The organism is Amycolatopsis sp. A1MSW2902 (assembly GCF_017312175.1).
Taxonomy (GTDB): domain Bacteria; phylum Actinomycetota; class Actinomycetes; order Mycobacteriales; family Pseudonocardiaceae; genus Amycolatopsis; species Amycolatopsis nivea.
Genome location: NZ_QJPO01000001.1, coordinates 3,100,526 through 3,118,442, shown reverse-complemented (window position 1 = coordinate 3,118,442; position 17,917 = coordinate 3,100,526). Strand labels below are relative to the sequence as shown.

Annotated in this window: 19 protein-coding genes and 1 riboswitch; of the genes, 9 read left to right on the top strand and 10 right to left on the bottom strand. The window is 69.3% G+C overall.

Annotated elements, in window-relative coordinates; all coding sequences use genetic code 11:
* Positions 1–49 precede the first annotated feature (49 nt).
* From DMP23_RS14220 to DMP23_RS14210, 3 genes are all read left to right on the top strand, one after another.
* Entirely contained in the window at positions 50–814 is a 765-nt protein-coding gene (locus tag DMP23_RS14220) for a right-handed parallel beta-helix repeat-containing protein (protein ID WP_337821288.1), read from the top strand.
* Between the two features lie 157 nt (positions 815–971).
* Positions 972–1,235 carry a DUF3040 domain-containing protein gene (locus DMP23_RS14215; protein ID WP_037811598.1) on the top strand — a complete coding sequence of 88 codons (264 nt, stop codon included), beginning with the start codon at positions 972–974 and terminating at the stop codon, positions 1,233–1,235.
* 122 nt (positions 1,236–1,357) lie between these two features.
* Complete coding sequence (locus DMP23_RS14210) at positions 1,358–2,419, top strand: DNA polymerase IV (RefSeq protein ID WP_337821287.1); 1,062 nt, start codon at positions 1,358–1,360, stop codon at positions 2,417–2,419.
* Between the two features lie 57 nt (positions 2,420–2,476).
* Positions 2,477–2,554: riboswitch (S-adenosyl-L-homocysteine riboswitch) on the top strand.
* Positions 2,555–2,591: 37 nt separating this feature from the next.
* Here DMP23_RS14210 and DMP23_RS14205 read toward each other — a convergent pair.
* Positions 2,592–3,350 (bottom strand): class I SAM-dependent methyltransferase, encoded by a 759-nt coding sequence (locus DMP23_RS14205; protein WP_275294165.1) that lies wholly within the window; start codon positions 3,348–3,350, stop codon positions 2,592–2,594.
* Positions 3,351–3,456: 106 nt separating this feature from the next.
* Here DMP23_RS14205 and ahcY point away from each other — a divergent pair, with 106 nt between their 5' ends.
* Positions 3,457–4,917, top strand: coding sequence for an adenosylhomocysteinase (ahcY, locus tag DMP23_RS14200; RefSeq protein ID WP_337821286.1), 1,461 nt, complete (start codon positions 3,457–3,459; stop codon positions 4,915–4,917).
* 174 nt (positions 4,918–5,091) lie between these two features.
* On the opposite strand, the gene DMP23_RS14195 is transcribed toward ahcY, so the two are convergent.
* The 5 genes from DMP23_RS14195 to DMP23_RS48045 all read right to left on the bottom strand — a co-directional run bounded on the left by DMP23_RS14195 (position 5,092) and on the right by DMP23_RS48045 (position 7,810).
* A complete protein-coding gene (locus DMP23_RS14195; protein WP_037811335.1) occupies positions 5,092–5,298 on the bottom strand; it encodes a hypothetical protein in 207 nt (68 codons plus the stop codon).
* Positions 5,299–5,528: 230 nt separating this feature from the next.
* Positions 5,529–6,401 carry a non-homologous end joining protein Ku gene (gene ku, locus DMP23_RS14190; protein ID WP_037811333.1) on the bottom strand — a complete coding sequence of 291 codons (873 nt, stop codon included), beginning with the start codon at positions 6,399–6,401 and terminating at the stop codon, positions 5,529–5,531.
* Positions 6,402–6,497: 96 nt separating this feature from the next.
* Positions 6,498–7,448 carry a S41 family peptidase gene (locus DMP23_RS14185; RefSeq protein WP_134727327.1) on the bottom strand — a complete coding sequence of 317 codons (951 nt, stop codon included), beginning with the start codon at positions 7,446–7,448 and terminating at the stop codon, positions 6,498–6,500.
* Positions 7,445–7,627, bottom strand: coding sequence for a VOC family protein (locus DMP23_RS14180; protein WP_337821285.1), 183 nt, complete (start codon positions 7,625–7,627; stop codon positions 7,445–7,447). Before DMP23_RS14180 ends, DMP23_RS14185 begins: the two co-directional genes overlap by 4 nt.
* A 63-nt stretch (positions 7,628–7,690) precedes the next feature.
* Positions 7,691–7,810 carry a VOC family protein gene (locus DMP23_RS48045; protein ID WP_443111267.1) on the bottom strand — a complete coding sequence of 40 codons (120 nt, stop codon included), beginning with the start codon at positions 7,808–7,810 and terminating at the stop codon, positions 7,691–7,693.
* A 124-nt stretch (positions 7,811–7,934) separates the two neighbouring features.
* On the opposite strand from DMP23_RS48045, the gene DMP23_RS14175 reads away from it, so the two are divergent.
* From DMP23_RS14175 to DMP23_RS14165, 3 genes are all read left to right on the top strand, one after another.
* Entirely contained in the window at positions 7,935–8,561 is a 627-nt protein-coding gene (locus tag DMP23_RS14175) for a TetR/AcrR family transcriptional regulator (protein ID WP_037811329.1), read from the top strand.
* A gap of 44 nt (positions 8,562–8,605) precedes the next feature.
* A complete protein-coding gene (locus DMP23_RS14170; protein ID WP_337821284.1) occupies positions 8,606–10,339 on the top strand; it encodes an ABC transporter ATP-binding protein in 1,734 nt (577 codons plus the stop codon).
* Between the two features lie 113 nt (positions 10,340–10,452).
* Positions 10,453–12,342, top strand: coding sequence for an ABC transporter ATP-binding protein (locus DMP23_RS14165; protein ID WP_205669803.1), 1,890 nt, complete (start codon positions 10,453–10,455; stop codon positions 12,340–12,342).
* Between the two features lie 285 nt (positions 12,343–12,627).
* On the opposite strand, the gene DMP23_RS14160 is transcribed toward DMP23_RS14165, so the two are convergent.
* A complete protein-coding gene (locus DMP23_RS14160) occupies positions 12,628–14,376 on the bottom strand; it encodes a pyruvate dehydrogenase (RefSeq protein ID WP_134661862.1) in 1,749 nt (582 codons plus the stop codon).
* Between the two features lie 126 nt (positions 14,377–14,502).
* Here DMP23_RS14160 and DMP23_RS14155 point away from each other — a divergent pair, with 126 nt between their 5' ends.
* A complete protein-coding gene (locus tag DMP23_RS14155) occupies positions 14,503–15,249 on the top strand; it encodes an SRPBCC family protein (RefSeq protein ID WP_337821283.1) in 747 nt (248 codons plus the stop codon).
* A 2-nt stretch (positions 15,250–15,251) separates the two neighbouring features.
* Here DMP23_RS14155 and DMP23_RS14150 read toward each other — a convergent pair whose 3' ends face one another.
* From DMP23_RS14150 to DMP23_RS14140, 3 genes are all read right to left on the bottom strand, one after another.
* A complete protein-coding gene (locus tag DMP23_RS14150) occupies positions 15,252–15,620 on the bottom strand; it encodes an SPW repeat protein (protein ID WP_134661798.1) in 369 nt (122 codons plus the stop codon).
* 61 nt (positions 15,621–15,681) lie between these two features.
* Complete coding sequence (locus tag DMP23_RS14145) at positions 15,682–16,026, bottom strand: STAS domain-containing protein (RefSeq protein ID WP_037811322.1); 345 nt, start codon at positions 16,024–16,026, stop codon at positions 15,682–15,684.
* A 75-nt stretch (positions 16,027–16,101) separates the two neighbouring features.
* Complete coding sequence (locus tag DMP23_RS14140; RefSeq protein ID WP_337821282.1) at positions 16,102–16,800, bottom strand: DJ-1/PfpI family protein; 699 nt, start codon at positions 16,798–16,800, stop codon at positions 16,102–16,104.
* A gap of 98 nt (positions 16,801–16,898) precedes the next feature.
* On the opposite strand from DMP23_RS14140, the gene DMP23_RS14135 reads away from it, so the two are divergent.
* Positions 16,899–17,876: a GlxA family transcriptional regulator gene (locus tag DMP23_RS14135; RefSeq protein ID WP_037811315.1), complete on the top strand. Its 978-nt coding sequence runs from the start codon at positions 16,899–16,901 to the stop codon at positions 17,874–17,876.
* Positions 17,877–17,917: the final 41 nt, after the last annotated feature.

Sequence of the window (17,917 nt, the reverse complement as noted above, 5' to 3'; positions counted from 1 at the left end):
CGGCCCTATCTTCGCCGCGACCCCCGTCCGAGCGAAGAAGAGGAGACCCATGCGCACCCTCGTCCTGGCCGTCACCACAGTGCTGGCCGCGGCTTTCGCCCCGTCCGCGCACGCCGGTTCCCGGCTGCACATCACCGCGGGCGGCACGCCGGACCACCCGCGCGTCTATTCCGGCGGCGGAAGATCCGTCCCCGGCATCGACGTCGACGCCGACTGGGTCGTCGTCGACGGATTCACCCTCGAAAGACCGTCCGCGCCCGGCGTGGAAATCCGCGGCGACCACGTGACGCTGAAGAACACCAGAATCACCGCCCCGCACGGCGGAGACGGCGACGGCATCCGGTTCTTCGGCGACTACATCGCCATCGAGCACAACACGATCAGCCAGACCTCGAACCGCGACGGCGCGCACGCCGACTGCATGCAGACCTTCTCCAGCGACAGCCCGCCGAGCAATCACGTCCGGATCGAAGGAAACCGCTGCGAGAAAATCGACAATATGTGCTTGATGGCGGAAGGCCCGAACGACGGCGAAGGCGACGGAAAAGGCCACACCACGGATTTCCTGATCAAGGACAATTTCTGCGAAACGCTCGTGGCGTCGCAGACGCTGATGTTCGAGGACGTACAGCAGGCCACCATCACCGGCAACACCTTCGCGGCGGGCCCGGACCACGCGATCGGCCTGGCCATCCACTCCACGGGAGCCCACGTCGAAGGCAACCGCGTGGACCCGTCGATCCCGTGCGAGGTCGGCATCGACGATTCGTCACGGGAGGGCTACACCGGACCGGAGCCCGCTTGCGCTCCGTGACCTTTGTGGACGGTCCAGCCGACCGCGCACCGTGACCGGAACCGCCGGATTCCGCGCGGAGTTCGAGCAGTCGGGTGAATCGAGGGTGACGCGGTTCACCAGCGCACGGGGCGGGTACTTCCTCGGGGACGGCACGCGGGCCGCCCAAGGAGACTCCATGCTCAGTCACCACGAACGCGTCGAGCTGGACAAGATCGAGCGCTGGTTCGAAACCAGCGACCCGGAGCTGGCCGCCGCCCTGCGCCGCGGCAAACCGGCCCGCTCCGCCGCGCTGCTGACCGCGTTCGCGATCCTGCTGGACGTCGCCGCGTGCGGTCTCCTGGTCGCCGGGATCGCCGCGTCGAGCCCGGCGCTGACCGTCTGTGCCCTCTTCGCCGCGGCGGGCGGGGTCGCGGCGCACGTCGCGCGCTGCCGCGGGTGACCACGCCCAATCGGCCCGGAGAAGTCCGTGAGGGCCACCCTCCGGGAATCTGATTCCCCCAGGGTTCCCCTCACGTACTTCCCGCGGGGACACCACGCGACCAACCGGCCCGGCACCTCCGGATGCGCCGCCGTGCCCGCGCACCGCACACTGGTCCAGTGTCCGATTGGGTGCTGCACGTCGACCTCGACCAGTTCATCGCCGCCGTCGAGGTCGCTCGGCGGCCGGAGCTGCGCGGGCGGCCGGTGATCGTCGGCGGGAACGGCGATCCGGCCGAGCGCGCCGTCGTGGCGACCGCGTCGTACGAAGCGCGCGAGTTCGGCGTCGATTCCGGCATGCCGCTGCGGCTGGCCGTCAAACGCTGCCCGGACGCCGTCCTGCTCCCCGTCGACGCCCCGGCGTACCAGGAGGTCTCCGACCGCGTCATGGCTCGGCTGCGGGAGTTCCCGGTGGTCGTCGAGGTGCTCGGCTGGGACGAAGCCTTCCTCGGCGCGACCGCCGACGATCCCGAAGCGCTCGCCGCCGAAATCCGGCGCGGCATCGAGGAGGAAACCGGTCTCTCGTCGTCGGTCGGAATCGGCGACAACAAACTCCGCGCCAAACTCGCGACCGGGTTCGCGAAGCCGGCCGGAATTTACCGGCTCACCCAGGAAAACTGGTGGGACGTCATGGCGGAACGGCCCACTGACGCGTTATGGGGAATCGGCCGGAAAACCGCGAAGAAACTCGCCGAAGCCGGGTATTCCACCGTGCTCGCCCTCGCCGCCGCCGACCCGGACGCGCTCGCCGCGCGGTTCGGTCCGAAGCTGGGTCCGTGGTACCGGCTGCTGGCCGGCGGCATCGGCGACGCCGAGGTGAGCGCGACCCCGTACGTCGCGCGTTCCCGAAGCAGGGAAACGACATTCCAGCAAGACCTCACCGACCCGGACGCCATCGCCAGGGAGACCGCGACCCTGGCCGGACGCGTCGCGCAGGACGTCGCCGACGAGGGACGTCCCGCGGCGCGCGTCGCGGTCAAGGTGCGGTTCGCGCCGTTCCTCACCCACACCCACAGCGTGACGCTGCCCGCACCGTCGTCGGATCCGGCGGTGCTCGCCGCGGCGGCGCAAGACCTGTTGGGCCGCTTCGCTTTCGGCAAACCGGTGCGGCTGCTCGGCGTCCGCGCCGAATTCCCGCGCGCTTGACAGGTCCCGACCGGGCTTGCCAAGGTGGAAACCGACGCGCCCGCCGGGGCGCGGCTCCGGGCCGAGAGGCGCTGCGACGGGGTTTCCCCGCCACGCTCGGCCCGCGGGACTTCGAGAGAAGGGCGCCTCCTGGTTCAGGAGGTGTCGCGTGCCACTGGTTGTCCCGGCCGCCTCAGCGCCGTCGCGCGAGGTGGGCCGTGTGGTCGGCGACCAGGTCGACCGTCTCCGGCAAGACCTGCCGGATCCGCGAGAAAACCTGCTCCCGCACCGAAATCGGCAGCACCAGGTACGCCGAAACCGTGGAGAACAGACCGATCAGCTCGTCCGCGCTCACCGTCATCCGTTCCTGGACGACGACCTGCCGGACGTCGGCGAACAACTCGGACTGCTCGAGTTCCGTGCCCGGCCACTGCAGTGCGTTCTCCGGCGGCGTGCCGTCCGGCGACGGGACCTCAGCGCTCTCCAGGAACGGGGCCTGAGCGTCGTCGACCGCTTTCCGCACAACGGGATCCGCCGGCCCGATCGGCCCGCCGATCGACGCGAACACCCCGCCCGGCGCGAGCAGGGCGGCGATGCGCGGCCACCGCCCGGCCGGGTCCGTCCAGTGCAGCGCCGCGGCCGAGTACACCAGCCCGTACTGCCGGTCCGGTCGCAGGTCCTCCAGTGCGCCGCGACGGGTCTCGACGTCGGCGGGCAGGTGCTTGCGCAGTTCGGCGAGCATCGCCGGATCCGGATCGGTCGCGGTGACCGCGATCCCCCGTCCCGCGAACAACCGGGTCGCTTTCCCTGTCCCCGCCCCGATTTCGAGGGCGTCGGCGACCGGCGCACCCGCGTAGTCCAGCACCTTTTCGGCTAACTCGGCGGGATATCCCGGGCGGTACCGCTCGTACGCCTCCGCCACTGCCCCAAAACTCAACGCGCGCTCTGCCATGCCCGCCATTCTGGCCTGGTCCGCACCGCGCGCGCCTCCCTTTTCCGGGCACCGGCACGGTGCCCGTGCTCCGCTATGCCCGAAAACCCCTGAAAGGAACGGAAAAATGTCGCCCACCCTGCGTACCGTCGACGCCTTGGAGTTCGCGGTCGCCGACCTGTCGCTCGCCGCGGCCGGACGCATCCAGCTCGACCTCGCCGAGCACGAAATGCCCGGCCTGATGGCGCTGCGCCGCGAGTTCGCGGACTCCCAGCCGCTCAAGGGCGCGCGCATCGCGGGCTCGCTGCACATGACCGTGCAGACCGCGGTGCTGATCGAAACGCTCGTCACGCTCGGCGCCGAGGTGCGCTGGGTGTCCTGCAACATCTTCTCCACCCAGGACGAGGCGGCCGCGGCGGTCGTCGTCGGGCCGAACGGCACGCCGGAGCGTCCCGAGGGCACCGCGGTATTCGCGTGGAAGGGCGAGACCCTCGACGAATACTGGTGGTGCACCGACCAGCTTTTCCGTTTTCCCGGCGGCGAACTGCCGAACATGATCCTGGACGACGGCGGCGACGCGACCCTGCTCGTCCACAAGGGAGCCGAGTTCGAGAAGGCCGGCGCGGTGCCCGCCGCGCACGAAGACGACCCGGAGGACTACCGGATCCTGCTGCGCACCCTCGCGGCCAGCCTCGCCGAGGACCCGCAGCGGTTCACCCGGATCGCCGGCGCGATGCGCGGGGTCACCGAGGAGACCACGGCTGTCGTGAACCGGCTGTACCAGCTCGCGGCCGCCGGCGAACTGCTGTTCCCGGCGATGAACGTGAACGACTCGGTCACGAAGTCGAAGTTCGACAACAGGTACGGAATCCGCCATTCGCTCCCGGACGGCCTCAACCGCGGCACGGACGTGATGATCGGCGGGAAGTACGCCGTCGTGTGCGGGTACGGCGACGTCGGCAAGGGCGCGGCGGAGGCGCTGTGCGGACAGGGCGCGCGCGTCGTGGTGACCGAGATCGACCCGATCTGCGCGCTGCAGGCCGCGATGGACGGCCTCGACGTGGTCGAACTCGACGACGTCGTCGAGCGCGCCGACATTTTCCTCACCACCACCGGCAACTTCGGGATCATCTCCGCCGCACAGATGGGGCGGATGAAGCACCAGGCGATCGTGGCGAACGTCGGCCACTTCGACAACGAGATCGACATGGCCGGGCTGGCGAAGGTCCCGGGCATCGTCAAGACCGAGGTCAAACCGCAGGTGCACACGTGGCGGTTCCCGGACGGGCACGCGATCATCGTGCTGTCCGAGGGCAGGCTGATGAACCTCGGCAACGCGACCGGGCACCCGTCGTTCGTGATGTCCTCGTCGTTCGCGAACCAGGTGCTCGCGCAGATCGAACTGTTCGCCAAGCCCGGCGAGTACGCGAACGACGTGTACCGGCTGCCGAAGCACCTGGACGAGAAGGTCGCGCGGCTGCACCTGGACGCGCTCGGCGTCCGGCTGACCAAGCTGAGCAAGGAACAGGCGGAGTACATCGGCGTCGACGTGGACGGACCGTACAAACTGGACCATTACCGCTACTGACCGCGCCGCCGGCCTCGCCGGGAAAAAAGGGGTCCTCCGGCTCCGAGGGGGAGGGAGAGCCGAAGGACCCCCGGTAGTGTTAGCACATCGCCAAGCAGCTTGTACACGGCAAGCTACCCGATCGGGTAAAGCCGCCCCGGCCGCGCAGCGTGGCGGCCGGGGCCCCGGCGACGGTCAGGAAGCCTGCCGCAGCAGGGATTTCTCCGCTCCGGTGCAGGCGCACCCCGCGTCGAGGGTGTGACAGTCGATGATCAGGCCGTGCCGGACCCGGTCCAGGTCGAGGCAGGACGGATCGGTGCACTCGCTGAACCCGCGGTCCGGGTGGACCACCAGGGTGCCGTGACAGTGGTCGATGCCGCTCGTGCAGAACGCGCACTCCATGCTCAGCCGCCTTCCGCTCAGGTATTCGGGTCCCCGGCCCCGTTGCTCCGGGGCCGGACTCCTCCTTGGTACCACTGGAAATCTCGCCGTCGCAGGATACCCGGCGGCGTGTCGGCGCCCCGGTCCGGTGAAGTCCGCCGCAGTCGCTCACCCGGCGTGACGATCGGCATTTTCCGGACGGCAGCAGTGAAATTTCACTGTTCCGCGGCGCGGAACACCCCGCGGCGGACTCAGGCGCTCTTCGGCCGCCGGGCCCGCGACGCCGGCTTCTTCGCCGCCGCCTTGCCGTCGCCGGCGGCCTTCTTCGTCTCCTTGGCGGGCCCGCGGGTCTTCTTCGCCGCCGAGACGCTCGCCTCCAGCGCCGCCATCAGGTCGACGACCTCGGCCTTCTCCCCCTGCTTCGGCGCGCCGACCGTCTCGCCGCCGCCCGCCTTCGCCTCGATCATCGCCTCGAGCGCTTCCCGGTAGGAGTCCGAGTACTTCTCCGGTTCGAACACCGGCTCCGACAGCGAGTCGATCAGCGACCCCGCCATCGTCACCTCCTGCGGGCGGACCTGCGGCGGATCCTCGTGCAGGAACGGGAAATCCGGGACCCGGACCTCGTCGGCCCACAGCATCGTGGTCATCACGAGCACGTCGTCCACGACCCGCAGCAGCGCCAGGCTCTCCCGCTGGCGCACGGCGACCTTCGCGATCGCCACGTGGCTCGCCTTCTGCAGCGCGTCGCGCAGCACCACGTACGGCTTCACCGCGTTCTTCTGCGGCTCCAGGTAGTAGGTGCGGTCGAACCGGATCGGGTCGATCGACTCCAGCGGCACGAACTCGAGCACGTCGATCGAACGCTGGGTGGGCAGCGGCAGTTCGGCGAGGTCGGCGTCGGTGATCACGACCATCTCGCCGTCGGGCAGCTCGTAGCCCTTGGCGATGTCGGAGTAGGGCACCTCCTCGCCGTCGATCGAGCAGAACCGCTTGTACTGGATCCGCCCGCCGTCGGCGACGTGCACCTGGCGCAGCGACACGTTCTTGTTCTCGGTCGCCGCGTACAGCTGGATCGGAATGCTGACCAGCCCGAAGGACACCGAGCCCTTCCACATCGACCGCATGCCGCGCACCTCCGCCGTCCGCCGGTACGTATTCACGCTCGGTGACCACCGTAGCCGCGATCGTCCGAATCCGACAGTCCGCGCAGGTCCGGGCCCCTACGCACAGGCGCCGCGCGTGCGCAGCCACTCACCGGCGGCGGTCTCCGGGTCCTGCGTCGGGAAGTCGGGCGCGATCGGGACCGCCCCGTAGACCCGCCCGGTCCGGTCTACGTCGGCCACGCTCGTGACGAGCAGTTTCGCCCCGTCTGCCAGGTCGAAGACTTCGTTGCCAGTGGCGTATCCCGCGGTGGGGCCGCCGAACGTCGCGGCCCGGGCGAGCCCGCGGAAGGCGATCAGCGTCGCTTCGCCCGAACTCGCGGTGACACGCGACGTCAGCACCGCGACCTGCGGTGCCGGGCGGCTCAGCCGGACCGGATTGACCTCTTCCGTGCCCGGGTGCTCGCCCGACCAGGATCGCCCGTCCCGGACGGACCAGAACTTCGGAGCCAGCCCCGGCCCGGCGAACGAGCCCGCGACGCCGTCCCCCAGCAACGGGGCCAGCACGGTCAGCATCGGCCACATGGTGCCGCCGGTGTCGTCGCGGAGATCGACGATCCATCCGCACGTCGCCTGCGCTTCGACCGCCCGCAGCGCCGCTGCCCCGGCCTGGATGTACCGGCGCTCGCCCGCCGGGTCGGCGATGAGGCCGGGAATCGTCAGCATCGCGACGCCGTTCTCGACCCGGCTCGACGGCACCGCGATCGTCGTCGCGAGCGGTGCCTTCGCTTGCGCGGGGCTGAGCAGTTTCGTGTGCTGATTGCCCAGTTCGGAGATCACCGTCTGGATCGCCGGATAGGTCTCGGAGAAGGTCGAAGCCCCTTCCGCGGCACGCAACGCCTCGGCCTCCACGCGCGGCCAGTCCACCCGGTCCCGGTCCATCGAGTGCGTCCGCAGCAGGTTCAGCGCGCCGAGAAGATACGTCCGCGGCGTCGGCGCCGACGACTGAGCCGCGACCAGTCCGGTGCCGAGCAGCACCAGCACGACGGCCGCGGCCAGCGCTCTTCTCAAGCCGGAGTGCCCGGGAAATGCGGGTTTTCGATCACCCCGACCAGGTTCCCGTCCGGCGCGCGCACCAGTGCGGTGCGGATCCCGCCGCCGAAATCGGTCACCGCTGAGTGTTCGGCCGCGCCCTCCTCGATCAGCTTCGCCACGGCGGCTTCCACGTCGGGCACTGCCCAGTACGTCACCGGACCGTCGCCGTTTTCCGCGCGGCCGTTCGGATCGAGGGCCAGCTCGTAGCCGTGGACGCTCTACCCGACGTAGAACGGCTCGTCGAAATACGGCGACACCCCGAGCACCCGCGTCCACCACTCCTTGGCCGCGGCCAGATCGGCGGCGGGATACACGACCGTGCGCAGTCCCTCGAACATGTGTTCATCCTGGCACAGCGAGAACGCCGTCCCCGCACCTCGACCCACCCCCTGCGAGAACGCAACTTTTCGCGGTCCGCATAATTTTTCGCATCGCGCAACTTTCGCTGCTACTCTCGACCCGGTGACCACCACCGCACCCCTGGGCCTGCGCGAGCGCAAGAAACGAGCCGCGCGGAGGGCACTCGCCGAAGCCGCGCTCCGGATCGCGCTCGAGCGGGGCGTCGACCAGTTGCGGGTGGAGGACATCGCGAACGAGGTGGGCGTCTCCCCGCGCACCTTCAACAACTACTTTTCCAGCAAGGAGGAAGCTGTCTGCGCGTTCATCGTCGAACGGCAGGAGAACGTGCGCGAAGCGCTCCTGGCGAGGCCAGCCGACGAGCCGCTGTGGGACGCGGTCGTCAACGCCTCGATCACCCGGTTCAACGAGGACGACCGCCCGAAACGCGAGCAAGTGCGGCGGGTCCGCGCGCTGATGGAAAACGGCGCGCTGTTCGCCGAGATGCTGCGCGCGTTCGCCACCGTCGAGCGGGTGCTGGCCGACGCCATAGCCGAGCGGGCCGGCGAGCACGCAAATCCGTTGCACGCCCGGCTGATGGCGAGCATTGTGCAGAACGCTTCGCGCATCGCCTTCGAAACCTGGCTCAATTCGGACTACTCCGACGAAGAGTTCGTATCGGCCTTCACCGGCCTCCTGCGGGAGGCAGCCGCCGGGATGCCGGCACTCGCCGCGCCCGCCGCGGCCCGCTAGACCCGAACCGACGCCATTCACTTTTTTTGGGGGAGTACCCGACCGTGCTGGTCAAACTGTTGCGCAGCTACCTGCGCCCTTACCGGGCGGCGCTGTGGGTCGTCGTCGCGCTGCAACTGGTGCAGACGATCGCCGCGCTGTACCTGCCCACGCTCAACGCCGACATCATCGACGGCGGCCTCGTCAAAGGCGACACCGGCTACATCGTGAAGATCGGCGGCGTGATGCTGCTGATCACACTGGTGCAGATCGCCGGGTCGATCGGGGCCGTCTACTACGGGTCCCGCACCGCCTCGGCCGTCGGCCGCGACATCCGCGCCGGAGTCTTCCACCGCGTGCAGGCGTTCTCCGCCCGCGAGATCGGGAAATTCGGCACGCCGTCGCTGATCACCCGCACCACCAACGACGTCCAGCAGATCCAGCTGCTCGCCGCGCTCACCTTCACGCTGATGGTGTCCGCGCCGATCATGTGCGTCGGCGGCATCCTGCTCGCGCTGCAGCAGGACGTCCCGCTGTCGTCGCTGCTCGTCGTCATCGTGCCGGTGCTGGGCGTCGCGATCGGGCTCATCGTCATGCGGATGCGCTCGGCGTTCCGGCTCATGCAGGTGCGCCTCGACCGGATCAACCAGGTCATGCGCGAGCAGATCATGGGCATCCGGGTGATCCGCGCGTTCGTGCGGGACAAGCACGAGCGCGAGCGTTTCGGCCGGGCCAACGACGAGCTGTTCACCGTGTCGCTGCGGGTCGGCAGGCTGATCGCGCTGATGTTCCCCACCGTGATGCTGGTGGTGAACGTGTCGAGCGTCGCCGTGCTGTGGTTCGGCGGGCAGCGGGTCGACAGCGGGGCGATGCAGATCGGCGCGCTCACCGCGTTCCTGGCCTATCTGCTGCAGATCCTGATGGCGGTCATGATGGCCACCTTCATGTTCATGATGGTGCCGCGCGCGGAGGTCAGCGCCGAGCGGATCACCGAGGTGCTGGACACCGAGTCCAGCGTGCGCCCGCCGGACGAGCCGGTCGCGGCCGGGACCGAGCGCGGTCACCTCGACCTGACCGGCGTCGGATTCCGGTACCCCGGCGCGGAAAAGCCGGTGCTGCACGACGTCTCCCTGTTCGCCCGGCCCGGCGAGACCACCGCGATCATCGGCAGCACGGGCAGCGGCAAGACGACGCTGCTCAACCTCATCCCGCGGCTGATGGACGCCACCGAGGGCTCGGTCCGGGTGGACGGCGTCGACGTGCGCCGGCTTGACCCGACGGTGCTGTCGTCGGTGGTCAGCATGGTGCCGCAGAAGCCGTACCTGTTCGCCGGAACGGTCGCCAGCAACCTCCGCTACGGCAATCCGGACGCGACGGACGAAGAGCTCTGGCACGCGCTGGAAGTCGCGCAAGGCAAGGACTTCGTCGAACGGATGGAACAGGGCCTCGACTCCCCCATCGCCCAGGGCGGCACCAACGTCTCGGGCGGGCAGCGGCAGCGGCTCGCGATCGCGCGGATGCTGGTGCACCGGCCGGAGATCTACCTGTTCGACGATTCGTTCAGCGCGCTCGACTACGCCACCGACGCCGCGCTGCGCCGCGCGCTCACCGAAGAAACCCGGGACGCGACGGTCGTCATCGTCGCGCAGCGGGTCAGCACGATCCGCGGCGCGGACCGGATCATCGTGCTCGACGACGGCCGCGTCGTCGGCACCGGAACCCACCACGAGCTGATGGACACCAACGAAACCTATCGGGAAATCGTGCTTTCGCAGCTGACCGAGCAGGAGGCGGCGTGAGCGAGGAAACGAAAACCGCCACCGCGCACGACGACGACGAACCAGCCGCCGTCGCGCGCGACAAGACCCGGCCGCAACCCACAGCGGGCCCCGGCCGGATGATGTCCGCGGGCATGCCCGCGGAGAAAGCCCTCGACTTCAAAGGCTCGCTCGCGCGATTGCTCCGGCTGCTTCGCCCGCAACGGGCGGCCCTGACCGGAGTGCTGGTGCTCGGCGCGATCGGCGTCGCGCTGACCGTGCTCGGCCCGAAGGTGCTGGCCCGGGCGACGGACCTGATCTTCGCCGGCGTGACCAGCAGGCACCTGCCCGCGGGCGCGACCAAGGAGCAGGTGATCGAGGGCCTGCGGGCGCGCGGGGAGAACACCCTGGCCGACATGTTCACCAGCGTCGACCTGATGCCCGGCCACGGCGTCGACTTCACCGCGGTCGGCCAGGTGCTGATGATCGTGCTGGCGCTGTACGTCTTCGCGTCGTTCCTGGGCGTCATCCAGGCGCGGCTCACGACGAACCTCGTGCAGGGCGCGGTGTTCCGGCTGCGCCAGGACATCGAGGAGAAGTTCGCGCGGCTGCCGCTGCGCTACTTCGATCGCCAGCCGCGCGGCGAGGTGCTGAGCCGGGTCACCAACGACATCGACAACCTGGCGCAGTCGCTGCAGCAGACGCTGTCGCAGATCGTCACGTCGCTGTTCACCGTGCTGGGCGTGCTGGTGATGATGTTCGTCATCTCGCCGCTGCTGGGCGCGATCGTGCTGCTGACGGTGCCGGTGTCGGTGTTCGTCGCGGCCAAGATCGGCAAACGCGCGCAGCCGCAGTTCATCCGGCAGTGGTCGACGACCGGGAAGCTCAACGCGCACATCGAGGAGATGTACTCGGGCCACTCGCTGGTGCACGTCTTCGGCCGGGGCAAGGAGGCCGAGGAGGTCTTCCGGCAGCAGAACGAGGCGCTGTACGAGGCGAGCTTCAAGGCGTCGTTCATCTCCGGCACGATCCAGCCGGGCATGATGTTCATCGGCAACCTGAGCTACGTGCTGGTCGCGGTCGTCGGCGCCCTGCGGGTCGCTTCGGGCACGCTGACGCTGGGCGACGTGCAGGCGTTCATCCAGTACTCGCGCCAGTTCAGCCAGCCGGTCACCCAGATCGCGAGCATGGCGAACCTGCTGCAGTCCGGCGTCGCCTCGGCCGAGCGGGTGTTCGCGCTGCTGGACGCCAAGGAGCAGGAACCGGAGCCGGAGCACCCGCAGCGCCCGGAGGTCGTGCGCGGGCAGGTCGAATTCGAGCACGTGTCGTTCCGCTACCTGAAGGACACGCCGCTGATCGAAGACCTGTCGCTGTCGGTCGACCCCGGCCACACGGTCGCGATCGTCGGCCCGACCGGCGCGGGCAAGACCACGCTGGTCAACCTCCTGATGCGCTTCTACGAAATCGACGGCGGCCGGATCACTTTGGACGGCGTCGACATCAAGGCGATGGACCGCGAGGAACTGCGCTCGAAGACGGGCATGGTCCTGCAAGACGCCTGGCTGTTCGGCGGCACGATCGCGGAAAACATCGCGTACGGCGCGGACAACGTGACCCGCGAAGAGGTCATCGAAGCCGCGAAGGCAACCTACGTGGACCGCTTCGTCCGCACCCTCCCCGACGGCTACGACACCGTCCTGGACGACGAGGGCGGCACCGTCAGCGCAGGCGAAAAGCAGCTGATCACCGTCGCCCGAGCCTTCCTGGCAAAGCCGGCGATCCTCATCCTGGACGAGGCGACCAGCTCGGTGGACACCCGCACCGAGGTCCTGATCCAGCACGCCATGAACTCCCTGCGCACCGGCCGCACGAGCTTCGTGATCGCCCACCGCCTGTCCACCATCAGGGACGCAGACGTAATCCTGGTAATGGAAAACGGCAACATCGTAGAACAAGGCAACCACGAAACCCTCATCAACGCAGGCGGCGCCTACTCCCGCCTGTACGCAGCCCAATTCGCAGAAGCCATGGCAGAAACCGAATAAAAAAAGCAAACCCACGTACGTGAGGGGAACCCTGAGGGAATCCAATTCCCTCAGGGTTCCCCTCACGGCCCTAAACCGCAGCCGATGCACCCAACGAGCGAGGCACCCAGCCCTCCCCCGCACCCCGATACGAAGCTCCCCTGCGGTCGGTGGGTGCTTGTCAAGGCATCTTTCCCGCCTTGACAAGCACCCACCGACCGTCAGCACAATCAAGCTTCGGGGTGCCCCACGCAACCACCGCGCGCAATGTCGCCGCCAGGCGACGAGCCGCCCAGCACCAACCCCTCAAATCCGAGGAATATTCCGCAAATTAGACTTAGCCAACTCCAGCATCTTCCCCACTCCCCCACTCAACACAGTCTTACTAGCCGCCAACGCAAACCCCTTAACCTGCGCAGCAGTAATATTAGGCGGAATAGACAACGCATTAGGATCCGTAACCACATCCAGCACCGCAGGCCCGTCATGCGCCAGAATGTCCCGGATCCCGTCCCGAACCTCGCCAGGCTTCTCCACCCGCCGCGCATACAACCCAGCCGCCCGGGCAATCCCCGCGAAATCCACCTGATCATGGTCGGTGCCGAACTCCGGCAACCCGTCCACGAGCATCTCCAGCTTCACCATCCCGAGCGAAGAGTTGTTGAACACCACAGCCTTAACGGGCAAGGCATGCGTCTTGAGCGTCAACAACTCCCCCATCAACATCGCCAGCCCACCATCCCCGCACATAGCGACAACCTGCCGCCCAGGATCAGCAGCCTGCGCCCCAATGGCATGCGGCAACGCATTAGCCATGCTCCCGTGCACAAACGACCCAAGAATCCGCCGCCGCCCATTAGGCGTGATGTACCGAGCCGCCCACACATTGCACATCCCAGTGTCCACAGTGAACACCGCATCCTCAGCAGCTTCCTCGTCCAGCACGTCGGCGACATACTCCGGATGCAACGGAATGTGCTTCGACACCTCATTGGTGTAGGCATCGACCACCCGCTGCAGCCCCCGCTCGTGCTTGCGCAGCATGGCATGCAGGAACGACCGGTCACTGCGCTCGCGCAACCGAGGCAGCACCGCCCGGATCGTCGCCCCGACGTCCCCCTGCACCCCGAACTCCAACACCGACCGACGCCCCATCCGCGCCGGATCGATATCCACCTGCACGGTATTCCGCTGCGGCAGGAAGTTGTCGTACGGGAAGTCCGTGCCCAGCAGCAACACGAGATCAGCCTCGTGCATCGCCTCGTAACAGGCCCCGTACCCGAGCAACCCGCTCATCCCCACGTCGAACGGATTCGAGTACTGCACGAACTCCTTGCCCCGCAACGAATGCCCCACAGGAGCCCCGACCGCCTCCGCGAGCGCGAGCACCTCGTCGTGCGCATTGCGACAACCAGCACCCGCCATGATCATCACCTTCTCGGCCCGATCGATCCGATCGGCGAGCCGAGCGATGTCAGCCTCGGCAGGCACCACAGCAGGCGGGCTCCCCAGCGAAGCCGACTCCCCGGTGGCGTGCGCGGCGGGCTCGTGCGACACGTCCCCAGGCAGCACCAGCACCGCGGCACCGCGACGTCCGACCGCGTTCTGCACCGCGATCCGCGCAAGCCGCGGCATCTGCTCCGGCGAGCTCACCATCTCGCAGTAGTGCGAGCACTCCGCGAACAGCTGCTGCGGGTGGGTCTCCTGGAAGAACCCGGTCCCGATCTGCGTGGAGGGAATGTGCGACGCGAGCGCGAGCACCGGCGCGCCCGAGCGGTGCGCGTCGTAAACCCCTTGCAGCAGATGCAGGTTGCCCGGCCCGCAGCTGCCCGCGCACACCGCGAGCCGCCCGGTGAGCTGCGCCTCGGCCGCGGCGGCGAACGCGCCGGCCTCCTCGTTGCGCACGTGCACCCAGTCGATCCCGCCGCGCGCCGAGCCCCCGGTGCGGCGCACCGCGTCCACCACCGGGTTGAGGCTGTCGCCCACCACCCCGTAGATCCGGCGCACCCCGGATTGCACCAGAACGTCGATCAACTGGTCGGCCACCGTCGCCATGCTTCTGCGTCCCTTCGTGAGAGTCCCTTCGCAGTCTGGCACCGATCAGGGGAACCGCCACCGCATTGACAGGTATTATTGTCAATGGCACGGTGATCGGGACGACCACGAGGAGGGACGCCGCAGATGCCACGCGAGTTCGAGGTGCGCAAAGAGGTTCAGCTGCCCGCGGAGCCCGAGGCCGTGTGGGAGGCCGTCGCGAGCGGGCCGGGCATCGACTCGTGGTTCATGGGCCGCCACGAGGTCGACGCCGCGGCGAAGCGGATCCGGTTCAGCCTCGGCGAAATGCGCACCGAGGCGGAGATCACCGCGTGGGATCCCCCGCGCAGGTTCGCCTACCGGGGCGAAGCCGCCGAGGACGGCACGTTCGACGTGATGGAGTTCCTCGTGGAAGCGGCCGAAGGCGGCACTTCCGTACTCCGGTTCGTGCACCGCGGGTTCGTCCAGGACGGCTGGGACGACGAATACCACGAGTCCTTCGCCGTCGGCTGGGAGATGTACCTGCACACGCTCGCCGAACTGCTGGCGCACTTCCCCGGCCGCTTCGCGACGTACGTGACCGCGGACGGCCCGGCCTCGTCGGCGAGCCGCGACGCCTGGCCGAAGCTGCTGGCGGCGCTCGGTTTGCCCGCCGAACCCTCAGCGGGGCAACCGGTCCAGTTCAGCGTCGGCGACGAGGTGGTCGAGGGCGTCCTCGACTACTCGACCCCGAACTACGCCGGAGTCCGCACCGAGGACGCCCTCTACCGGTTCCACGAACGGTCGCTGCTCGGCATGCCGGTCGCGGTCGGACATCACCTGTTCCGCCCGGACGTCGACGAGACCGCCGAAACCGCGGTCTGGAGCCGCTGGCTCGCCGACGCGCTCAGCTGACGTCAGCGGCGGCGCAGCAGCAACGCCGCGCCGCCGGCTGCCACGAGGACCCCGGCGATCACGTTGCCGATCACCGCTCCGGTCGACGGCAGCGTCTCGTCGCCGTAGCGAAGCAGAAACGGAGACACCGCGGCCCACGCCCCGAGCACCGGCAGCACCCAGGTCAGCGCCTGCCCGCCGGAATCCCGCGCCCGCATGGCTGCGAAAACGACGATCGCCAGCCCGGCGACCGTGTTGCTCACCGCGAGTTCGGCCGCCCCGCCGAAGCGCAGCAGCCACGGCGCGGCGATCAGGTACAGCCCGGCCAGCACAGCGAGGCCCGCTGCGCCCCCGGAGACCGCGGTCTTGCCGGACATCGTGCTGGTGGACATCTGGGATCACCTCAGCAGATCTCGGTTCCATCCCACGGGTACCCAGATTCCGGCCGGGGATTCACGCCCCCGCGGCGGCGCACGCCTCGCGCAGGCCGCTGCGCACCGGTGCCTCGATCCCGGAGACAGCGAAAGCACGCAGCACGAGCGGTCCGGTCGCCACGATCGAAAGCGCGGGCCGGGCGCGGCTCGTCTCTTCGAGCGCGCGCAGTCCGGCACAGCTGAGATAGCCGACCCGCGACAGGTCCACCACCAGTTTGCCGCCTGCCCCGGAGGCGGCCGAGAGCGCGGAGCGGAACTGCCCCACCGACGCGATGTCGATCTCCCCCGCCGCCGTGACCAGCACGATGTCCCCGTCCCTCCGGCTGGTGAAGACGGTCAGACCGGCAGCCCCGCGAGCACCCATTGGCGGAACGGTACGCGTCCGCGCGGCCCGGGCAAACCGTGCTGCCCCAGGTGGGTGGGGCAATTCACCGGAACGTCACTGCTGCGCCAGCAGCTTGTCCCGCAGCTCCGGGTGACCGGCCAGACCCTCCCGGACCGAGTGGTCGACGAACGGCCGCATTTGCTCGCGCGGCGCGAGCGACCAGTCGAGCGGCCCGAGCGGCGGCTGCGGGTCGTATTCGATGCCGAACTGCACGAGCCGCGCGGTGTCCGCTCCGCTCATCCGCTCCACCAGGTGCAACGCCAGGTCGATGCCCGCCGACACGCCGGCGGCGGTGATCACCGAGCCCGTGTCCGCCCAGCGCTGCCGGACCGGCGTGGCGCCGAACGCGCGCAGGGTCTCCAGGAACGTCCAGTGCGTGGTCGCCTCGCGGCCTTCGAGCAGCCCAGCTTGGCCCAGCAGCAGCGAACCGGTGCACACGGAGGTCATCAGCTCGGCGGAGGTCGCGGCGCGGCGGAGATAGCCGATGAGCTTCTCGTCGCCGAGCGCGCGCAGTGTCGGCGCGCCGCCGCCGGGGACCAGCACCCACGACGGGTCCGGAACCTGGTCGAAGGTGTGGCTCGGCGCGATCCGCAACGGCGTGTCGGTGCCGGTGGGTTCCAGGGTTTCGCCCACGACCGCCACGCGGACCGACTGGTCGGCCGCCGCGTAGCCGGCGATCACCTGCAGCGGTCCCACCAGGTCGAGCGGCGTCAGGCCGGGGTAGACGACGAACGCGAAGGTTTTCTGGGTCATGCCGCCACCCTCCCGAGCCCGCGGGCCTCACGGGACACGCGTGTCCGGAATCCTGCGAACCTGGTTGATCCGGCCGGGCGAGCTGCTACGGTGCGGCCATGCCGAGTACCGCCCGGCAGGTCGTGATCCTCGGGTACCCCGACGCCGAACTGCTCGACATCGCCTGCGTGTCCGACGTTTTCGACGCCGCCACCCGGCTGGGCGCGGCCCGGCCGTACGAGGTCCGGCTCGCCACCGTCGACGGGCTCCCCTTCGCCTGCCAGTCCGGGCTCACGCTCGCCCCGCACGTCCGGATCGACCAGGTCCGCGGGCCGCTCGACACGTTCGTCGTCGCGGGCGGGCTGGGCCATCTCGCCGCCGCCAAGGACGAGCGGCTGCTCGCCCACGTGCGACGGCTTTCGCAGCAGAGCAAGCGCACGGCGTCGGTCTGCACCGGGGCGACCGTGCTCGCCGCGGCCGGGCTGCTGAGCGGCCGGCGCGCCACCACGCACTGGTCGCACGCGTCGCGGCTCGCCGAGCAATATCCGTCGGTGACCGTGGACCCGGTGCCGCTTTTCGTGCGGCACGGCGACGTCTACACCTCCGCGGGCGTCACCAGCGGGCTCGACCTCACCCTCGCGTTCGTCGAGGAGGACCACGGCCCGACGCTCGCCCGCGAGACCGCCCGATCGCTGGTCACCTACCTGCAGCGGCCCGGAAACCAGGCGCAGGTGAGCATGTTCCTCGCCGGTCCGCCGCCGGAGCACCGGCAGGTCCGCGACCTCACCGCGTACGTCGCCGAACACCTCGCCGACGACCTCGGCGCGCACGCGCTCGCGAACCAGGCCGGCATCAGCACCCGCCAGCTGACCCGGCTGTTCGACGCCCATCTCGGCACCACGCCGGGGAAATACGTGCGCACCGTGCGCGCGGAACACGCCGCCCGTCTGCTGTCCGGCACCGACCTCCCGCTCGCCGCGATCGCGCGACGCTGCGGCTTCGGGTCCACGGAGACGCTCCGGCAAGCGTTCCTGGACCATTTCGACACCCCGCCCTCGGCCTACCGGCGAGTGCACCTGCGTTCTGCGCACGCCTGAACGAAACGCCCGCTTCCTCCCCTACCCGGTACGGGTGAACC